Raw genomic sequence first — 8669 nt, forward strand, 5'->3', positions numbered from 1 at the left:
GCATCAGCCCGCACCATACAAACAATTACAGCAGTTCTTTCGCCTTAGCGACAACGTTCTCAACGGTGAAGCCGAACTCTTCGAACAGCAGCTCTGCCGGAGCAGATTCACCGAAGGTGGTCATACCGACGATAGCGCCGTTCAGGCCAACGTATTTGAACCAGTAGTCAGCGATACCCGCTTCCACTGCCACGCGAGCGGAAACCGCTTTAGGCAGCACGGATTCACGGTATGCAGCATCCTGCTTGTCGAACGCATCGGTAGACGGCATGGAAACCACGCGCGCTTTCACGCCCTCGGCAGTCAGTTTTTCCCAGGCTGCAACAGCCAGTTCAACTTCAGAACCGGTGGCGATGAAGATCAGCTCTGGCTGGCCCGCGCAATCTTTCAGCACGTAACCACCGCGAGCGATGTTCGCCAGCTGCTCAGGCGTACGCTCCTGCTGTGCCAGGTTCTGACGGGAGAGGATCAGCGCGGTTGGACCGTCCTGACGCTCAACGCCGTATTTCCATGCCACCGCGGATTCAACCTGGTCACATGGACGCCATGTGCTCATGTTCGGGGTCACGCGCAGGGAAGCCACCTGCTCTACCGGCTGGTGAGTTGGACCATCTTCGCCCAGACCGATGGAGTCGTGGGTGTAGACCATCACCTGACGCTGTTTCATCAGCGCAGCCATACGCACGGCGTTACGTGCATATTCAACGAACATCAGGAAGGTAGAGGTGTACGGCAGGAAACCGCCGTGCAGGGAGATACCGTTGGCGATCGCGGTCATACCGAATTCACGTACACCGTAATGGATGTAGTTACCGGCAGTGTCTTCGTTGATCGCTTTAGAACCGGACCAGATAGTCAGGTTAGAAGGCGCGAGGTCAGCGGAGCCACCGAGGAATTCTGGCAGCAGAGGTCCGAACGCTTCAATCGCATTCTGAGACGCTTTACGGCTGGCGATTTTAGACGGGTTCGCCTGCAGCTTAGCAATGAACTCGTTCGCTTTCGCGTCGAAGTCAGACGGCATGTCGCCTTTCATGCGACGGGTGAACTCAGCTGCTTCCTGAGGGAAGGCCTTCGCATAGGCAGCGAACTTCTCGTTCCAGGCCGCTTCTTTCGCCTGGCCCACTTCTTTTGCATCCCACTGAGCGTAGATCTCAGATGGGATTTCGAATGCAGGGTGTTTCCAGCCCAGTGCTTCACGGGTCAGTGCGATTTCCGCGTCGCCCAGCGGTGCACCGTGGGAGTCGTGAGTACCCGCTTTGTTCGGCGAACCGAAGCCAATGATGGTTTTGCACATCAGCAGGGACGGTTTGTCCGTCACAGCGCGCGCTTCTTCTACTGCACGTTTAATCGAGTCAGCATCGTGGCCATCAACGCCACGCACAACGTGCCAGCCGTAGGCTTCGAAGCGTGCTGCGGTGTCGTCAGTGAACCAGCCTTCAACGTGACCGTCGATGGAGATACCGTTGTCGTCATAGAACGCAACCAGTTTGCCCAGCTTCAGGGTACCTGCCAGGGAGCACACTTCGTGAGAAATGCCTTCCATCATGCAGCCGTCGCCCATGAACGCGTAGGTGAAGTGGTCAACGATGTCGTGACCAGGACGGTTGAACTGCGCCGCCAGCGTCTTCTCAGCAATCGCCATACCGACTGCGTTAGCAATACCCTGACCCAGCGGACCGGTGGTGGTTTCTACGCCCGCGGTGTAACCCACTTCCGGGTGACCTGGCGTTTTGGAGTGCAGCTGGCGGAAGTTTTTCAGCTCTTCGATTGGCAGATCGTAGCCGGTGAGGTGCAGCAGGCTATAGATCAGCATAGAGCCGTGGCCGTTGGACAGCACGAAGCGGTCGCGGTCAGCCCATGACGGGTTCTGCGGGTTGTGGTTCAGGAAGTCACGCCACAGGACTTCGGCGATATCAGCCATACCCATAGGGGCCCCTGGGTGGCCAGATTTGGCTTTCTGTACTGCATCCATGCTCAGCGCACGAATAGCATTAGCAAGCTCTTTACGTGAGGACATTTTAACTCCAGATCGGACTGTTAAAGGCCATGCCCTTGACGACAGCGCGTTTTGGGCTACGCCGGAAAAAAGTGCCAACAATGTAACCCAAGCCGCAAGTCATGTACATGGAGCATTCTTTTGCTCGTTAAGAAATCTCTGGATCATGCTCGCATGTTGCGCAATCTCCTCGCCCGCCCCTGTCGATATTCCTTATACTTAGCCCGACACCGGCTTCGCTGACGGTGCACTTTTCGGATTTTATTCAGATTAACGAGTACGGAAGCAATCTCATGAAAATGCGTGCAATAGTGCTGGCCCTGGGTACGACGCTCCTGCTGAGCGGCTGTCAGAATATGGATTCTAACGGTCTGATGACCTCAGGCGCAGAAGCCTTTCAGGCCTATTCCCTGAGCGACGCGCAGGTAAAAGCGCTGAGCGATCAGGCGTGTAAAGATATGGATGGAAAAGCCACGCTTGCCCCGGCTAACAGTACCTACACGCAGCGTCTGAATAAGATTGCATCCGCGCTGGGCGACAACATCAACGGCCAGCCGGTGAACTACAAGGTTTACATGGCGAAAGACGTGAACGCCTTCGCCATGGCGAACGGTTGTATTCGCGTCTACAGCGGGCTGATGGACATGATGACCGACAACGAAGTGGAAGCGGTTATCGGCCACGAAATGGGCCACGTTGCGCTCGGCCACGTGAAGAAAGGGATGCAGGTTGCGTTAGGTACCAATGCCGTTCGTGCGGCGGCGGCCTCAGCGGGCGGTATCGTTGGCAGCCTGTCGCAGTCACAGCTTGGCGACGTCGGTGAAAAGCTGGTTAACTCCCAGTTCTCCCAGCGTCAGGAGTCCGAAGCGGACGACTACTCCTACGATCTGTTGCGCAAACGCGGGATTAATCCATCAGGTTTAGCCACCAGCTTCGAAAAACTGGCCAAGCTGGAGGCGGGTCGCCAAAGCTCGATGTTTGACGATCACCCGGCCTCGGAAGAACGTGCACAACATATTCGCGACCGTATGGCCGCAGACGGAATTAAATAATTTTACCGGGAGGCATATTTGCCTCCCTTTTATTTCGCATGAATTGCCAATTTAAAAGCACGTATCGGTAACTCGCCAGCAAGCCCCGCCACATCTGCATTTAGACCCTGAAACGTCTGGTCACATATTTATTGCAATCGTTAATATTTCCGGTAATTATCAACCACGCAATCATTCAAATTAATATATCCAGACAGAGACGTTCCCTCCGTGAAAAAAGAATTATCATTAGTTGCGTTAAGTTTATTCGCCGCATTACCTGCCGCAGCAAGCCAGCAATCCGACAGCCAGGGTTTTATTGACGACAGCCATCTGGATCTGTTTTTACGTAATGCCTATATCAGCCGCGATTACCATCAGGGTCAGCAGGATAAAGCCGAATGGGGCCAGGGCATCATTGCCACCTTTGCATCCGGCTATACCGAAGGGCTGGTGGGCTTCGGCGTAGACGGTATCGCCCAGTATGGCGTGCGTCTGGACGGTGGCCGCGGCAAGAGCGGCGCGGGCGGCATCGACTTCTTTAAGCAGGAAGACGACGGCCGGGCAAAATCCGATCTGGCAAAGTTTGGCGCGACGGCCAAAATGCGCATCTCCAATACCGTGCTGAGCTACGGGAACCAGCGTCCTGAGCTGCCAATCATTACATCCGACAGCTCCCGCCTGCTGTTTGAAAGCTACACCGGCACCCTGCTGACTTCGAAAGAGATCGACGGTCTGGAAGTGAACGCCGGTTACTTCACCGACGAGCAGCGTAAAAGCGATGACCGCCACGACAGCGGGCTGAAGAGCCTGACCTTCGGCGGCGCAAGCTACCAGTTCAACGACCAGTTCAGCGGCGCGCTGTACGCCTCTCATAATGAAGAGGTAATGAATAAGCAGTATCTGGGCATGAACTTCAAACAGCCGTTCAGCACCGGACAGCAGCTGGTGCTTGATTTCAACGGCTACAATTCGCGGCTGGATCAGCGCTACGCGGACAGCCTCGACACGGGCCGCAGCAACACCATCTGGAGCCTGGCGGCGAGCTACATCTGGGATATTCATACCTTCAAGGTGGCGTACCAGCAGAGCAGCGGCAGCACCGGCTACAACTACGGCGGCTATCGCGACCAGGGCGGCGTGGGGGACGGCGGCAACACCATCTGGCTGGCGAACTCCTACTGGTCTGATTTCAACGGTGAAGACGAACGCTCGTGGCAGGCCCCGTACGGTCTGGACTTCGCCGGTCTCGGCCTGCCGGGCCTGAGCTGGACCACCGCCTACGTGCGCGGCGACAACATCAAAACGTCTGAAACCAGCAACGGCAAAGAGCACGAGTGGTTTAACCAGATCCAGTACAAGGTACAGGATGGCCCGGCAAAAGACCTGACGCTGCGCCTGCGCTACTCCGTACTGCGCGTCTCCAGCAACGCCAGCGACTATAACGTGGGCGGGGATGAGATCCGCGCTTACGTGGAATACCCGTTTAACGTGTTCTGATGAAAAAGACGGGTGGCGGCTTCGCCTTACCCGGCCTACCGTTTTCTCCCTCTTCCTGTGGGAGAGGGTTGGGGTGAGGGGAAACAGCTAGTAAAGCGTCTTCTGCGGCGGCCCGGCAAACTTCAGGGCGCCAATCTGCCCCATTCGCACTTCCACCACCGACGGCCCCGGCATCGCCAGCGCCTCCGTCATCACCGCATCAAAATCCTCTGCCCGCTCAACGCTCCACGCCTGCAGGCCAATTGCCTGTGCCAGCAGGGTGAAGTCCGGGGTATGCAGCTCGTTGTAATACTGCCGCCCGCCGAAATACTTATCCTGTATGCCGCGCATCACGCCGTAGCCGCCATCGTTCATGATCAGCAGCGTCACGTTGGCTTTCTCCTGCGCCAGCGTCGCCAGCTCGCCTAAATTCAGGCTCAGGCCGCCGTCGCCCACCAGCCCCACCACCTTGCGCTGCGGGTTAGCAATCGCGGTGCCGATCGCCATCGGCAGCCCCATGCCAATCGCCCCGGCCAAAGAGTGAATGTTCATCAGAGGTCCGTTGGCGCGAAACAGACGGCTGCCCCACAGGCTGCCAGACACGGTGATATCACGCACCAGCAGGCCATCTTTCGGCAGCGCTTTCTCGATGGCGTCGTTGAGCTTCGCGTAGGCGCCGCACTGCTCGCGCAGCCCCTGTTCGGCTTGCTCAACCGCCTGCTGCACCTGCGTATCCCACGGTGCGTTGCCCCACTCGCGGCCCTGAATTTTGTCTGCAAGCGCGCCAAGCAACGCGGAACAGTCGGCTACCAGCGTGTTGTCCATCAGATAGTTACGGCTTGCCGCCGCCGGGTCGATATCAATCTGCACGCGCGGATGCGGCAGCTCAAGCGTCCAGGAACGGGTTTCGTTGCTGCGCAGGCGTGAACCGGCGACCAGCGTAAAATCGCACTGCGCGATAAGCGCCTCCACCGACGGCGAGTTGTGAAACGCCCGCAGGCTGGCGCGATGGCCGTCCGGCAGCACGCCGCGCGCGTGGGTGCTGGAAATCACGGTGATGCCCGCATCCGCCAGCTTTTTCACCGCCTCAGCGCTTCCCAGCGCCCCGCCGCCCAGCCACAACAGCGGCTGTTTTGCCAGCTTAAGCTGCGTCCACAGCGCATCAACCGTCATGGGATCGACGGCTTGAACCGAAGCCGGTTTCACCGGTTTCGTCACCAGCGACAGCGGAATTTTTGCACTCTGAATATCAATCGGGATTTCCACAGAGACCGGCCCGCACGGCGGCGTCTGTGCCTCCTGAATGGCTTTATGCAGAATGGCCATCGCCTGGTTAGCGTTGCTGATGCGGTACGCCCGCTTTGAGCTGGCCTTCAGGAAGGTCAACTGGTCGCGGGTTTCGTGGATAAACCCGGTGTCGGCATCCAGCCAGGCTTTCTCTACCTGCCCGGTTAAATGCAGCAGCGGCGTGCAGGCGTTCATGGCTTCCACCAGCGCACCTACGGCGTTACCCGCGCCTGCGCCGGTGCTGGTCAGCGCCACGCCGAGGCCGGAAAAGCGCCCGTGGGCATCGGCCATAGTGACGGAGCCCGCCTCGCCGCGCGCGGGCACGAAGCGGATGTTGCCCCGCTGCCCCACCGCGTCAGCAATCGGCAGGTTGTGAATGGAGATGACGCCGTAAATGGCATCAACCTGATACTGCTCCAGCGTTCTGGCGATGGCGTCGCCGACGGTTATCATTTCGCTCATTGCTCACCCTTTCTCAGTCGCACCAGTGGTTGACGCCGTTACCCGTCGCCAGATAAATGCTCTTTTGCTGCATCCAGGCTTTTAGCCCCTGAATACCCTTTTCGCGGCCCAGACCGCTCTCTTTAAAGCCCCCGAATGGGGTCGAAATGGCAAAAACCTTGTAGGTGTTGATCCACACGGTTCCCGCTTCCAGCTGGTCGCTTAACCGCAGGGCACGCCCGGTATCGCGCGTCCAGATCCCCGCTGCCAGGCCATAAACCGAGTCGTTCGCTTCGCGAATAAGCGCCGTTTCATCGCGAAACGGCATCGCCACCAGCACCGGGCCGAAGATCTCCTCCTGACACGCGCGGGCGCTGTTGCTCAGCCCCTCGATAATCGTGGGCTGGAAAAAGCTGCCGTTACAAAGATTGGGATCGGCAGGGATCTCCCCGCCGCACAGTACGCGGCCCCCCTCGCGCTTCGCCAGCTCAACGTACGCCTGCACGCTCTGACGATGCCCGTCGTTGATCAGCGGCCCCACGTGGACGCCGTCGGTAAACGGGTGCCCGACGCGCAGCCCGCGAGTTAACTCCAGCAGCCGCGCCATCAGCGGCGCGTAAATGCTCTCGTGAATGAACAGCCGCGATCCGGCAATGCACGCCTGCCCCGCCGAGCTGAAAATGCCGTAGCAGATCCCGCGCGCGGCCTGCTCGAGGTCTGCATCTTCCAGCACGATGGTCGGGGATTTTCCGCCCAGCTCCAGCGAGGCCGGGATCAGCTTTTCCGCCGCCACGTGCGCCAGATGACGGCCCGTGGTGGTGCCGCCAGTAAAGGAAATTTTCCGCACGCGAGGATGGCGCGCCAGCGCATCGCCAATCACCGAGCCTTTGCCCGGCAGGACGCTCAGCAGCCCGGCGGGCAGCCCGGCCTGCTCAAAGATGCGCGCCAACTCCAGCGCCATCAGCGGCGTCGCTTCGGCAGGCTTCAGGATCACCGCGTTACCCGCGGCAATGGCCGGCGCGACTTTCTGCATCTCGCTGGCAATCGGCGAGTTCCACGGCGTGATGGCGGCCACCACGCCGAGCGGCTCGTAGCGGCTCAGCGTCAGCAAATCGGGCTGGCGCGGCGTTGGGAGCTCACCCTCCAGCAGCTCGCAGGCGGCGGCAAAGTAGCGCGCCGTTCCCGCCGCGCTCATCACCAGCCCGCGCGCTTCCGCCAGCGGTTTGCCGTTATCGCGACTCTGTATCTGCGCCAGTTCATCCACGCGGGACTCAATCAGATCGGCAACCTTATGCAGGATCTTCGCCCGGACGTGCGGCAGGCAGCCGCGCCACGCCGGATCGCGCCAGGCGCGCTCTCCGGCCTCAATCGCCTCCTGCAGATCGTCGAGACTTGCCGCGTTCAGCGTAGCGTTAATTGACCCGTCAGCCGGGAAGTGGCTCTGCATCGGGCTGCCGCTGCCGTGTCGCCACTGGCCGCCGATAAAAATCTTCAGATCGTCCATCGTCACTCCTCAGCTCAGGGCCAGTTCACGGCAGGCGCGCACCGCGCTCAGTGCCGCCAGGGTGGAGGTTTTAGGATTAGAAGCCAGCGGCAGTCCGCTCAGCTCAAGATGGAACTCGCCGAACAATCCTTCCACGTGCAGCGTGTGGGTATTGCGTTTCGTTAACGGGTCGACCATCAGCTGCACGCGGGTCTCATCCATTCCCATACCGCCGAGCGCCACGGTTGCCGCCACGTTAGCGTTGGCAGGAAACAAACGCGCCGCCTCGCGGGCGCTGCCCTCGAAGAAGACCTTTGCTTCAGAAACAGAACTGAGATCGACAAGCTGCTCGGCGTAGCTGCCGCGCCAGCTGGCCGGGCTTTTGCGCGACCGGTAGGTCACGCGTTCAAGCCCGCCCTCTTTTGCCGCCGCCAGCCCGTCGATACCGGCAACCGCACCGGAGAGCAGCGTCAGTTTGCCTCCCGCCGCAAGCAGCCGCTGCTCCAGCGCGCTGTCCGCCAGCGCACCGGTGGAGATCACCGCCAGATGCCAGCCGCGTCTTAAAATCGCTTCGCCATACTGCGCCACCGCCTGCTGGCTGGCGCACTCCAGCACCAGATCGGGCGTATGCGCGCACTCCATCGGGGAGGCCAGCACCACCACATCCTCGCCAAGCTGCGCGCGGATTGCCGCGTGGTGAGACTCGCGCGCCACGATCCAGCCGATAGCGACACCCTTAGGCAGGCGTTCAATCACCGCCTGCGCCATGGCACCGAATCCAATTAACATTACCTTTTTCATGATGCGTCCTTACAGGTGGCGGCAGAAGCCGCCGGAAACGTCCAGCGCGGCGCCTGTGGTAAACGAGGCCAACGGCGAGGCGAGAAACAGTAGCGCCTGCGCGGGCTCCTGCGGCTTGCCGAGGCGCGCCATCGGAATGCCGCGCTTGCGC

General features: G+C 59.9%; 7 protein-coding genes. 2 read left to right on the top strand and 5 right to left on the bottom strand.

The window, feature by feature from the left end:
- Window positions 1-25 precede the first annotated feature (25 nt).
- Window positions 26-2017, bottom strand: a complete 1992-nt coding sequence (tkt, locus tag ENTMO_RS0120025; RefSeq protein ID WP_010435385.1) for a transketolase — start codon at window positions 2015-2017, stop codon at window positions 26-28.
- A 272-nt stretch (window positions 2018-2289) separates the two neighbouring features.
- Here tkt and loiP point away from each other — a divergent pair, with 272 nt between their 5' ends.
- Together loiP and ENTMO_RS0120035 are read left to right on the top strand one after the other, a co-directional pair.
- Window positions 2290-3048 carry a metalloprotease LoiP gene (gene loiP / locus ENTMO_RS0120030; RefSeq protein ID WP_010435388.1) on the top strand — a complete coding sequence of 253 codons (759 nt, stop codon included), beginning with the start codon at window positions 2290-2292 and terminating at the stop codon, window positions 3046-3048.
- A 210-nt stretch (window positions 3049-3258) separates the two neighbouring features.
- Window positions 3259-4527: an OprD family outer membrane porin gene (locus tag ENTMO_RS0120035; protein ID WP_010435391.1), complete on the top strand. Its 1269-nt coding sequence runs from the start codon at window positions 3259-3261 to the stop codon at window positions 4525-4527.
- A gap of 87 nt (window positions 4528-4614) precedes the next feature.
- Here ENTMO_RS0120035 and ENTMO_RS0120040 read toward each other — a convergent pair whose 3' ends face one another.
- The 4 genes from ENTMO_RS0120040 to ENTMO_RS26745 all read right to left on the bottom strand — a co-directional run.
- On the bottom strand, window positions 4615-6255 hold the full coding sequence (locus tag ENTMO_RS0120040; RefSeq protein WP_010435393.1) for a thiamine pyrophosphate-binding protein: 1641 nt from the start codon (window positions 6253-6255) through the stop codon (window positions 4615-4617).
- Between the two features lie 13 nt (window positions 6256-6268).
- Window positions 6269-7738, bottom strand: coding sequence for an aldehyde dehydrogenase (locus tag ENTMO_RS0120045; protein WP_010435395.1), 1470 nt, complete (start codon window positions 7736-7738; stop codon window positions 6269-6271).
- A gap of 9 nt (window positions 7739-7747) precedes the next feature.
- Window positions 7748-8518 carry an aspartate dehydrogenase gene (locus ENTMO_RS0120050; protein WP_010435400.1) on the bottom strand — a complete coding sequence of 257 codons (771 nt, stop codon included), beginning with the start codon at window positions 8516-8518 and terminating at the stop codon, window positions 7748-7750.
- A gap of 9 nt (window positions 8519-8527) precedes the next feature.
- Window positions 8528-8669, bottom strand: a 142-nt coding sequence (locus tag ENTMO_RS26745; protein WP_010435402.1) for an SDR family oxidoreductase, incomplete at its 5' end; no start/stop codon positions are given.

The organism is Enterobacter mori LMG 25706 (assembly GCF_000211415.1).
GTDB classification, from domain to species: domain Bacteria; phylum Pseudomonadota; class Gammaproteobacteria; order Enterobacterales; family Enterobacteriaceae; genus Enterobacter; species Enterobacter mori.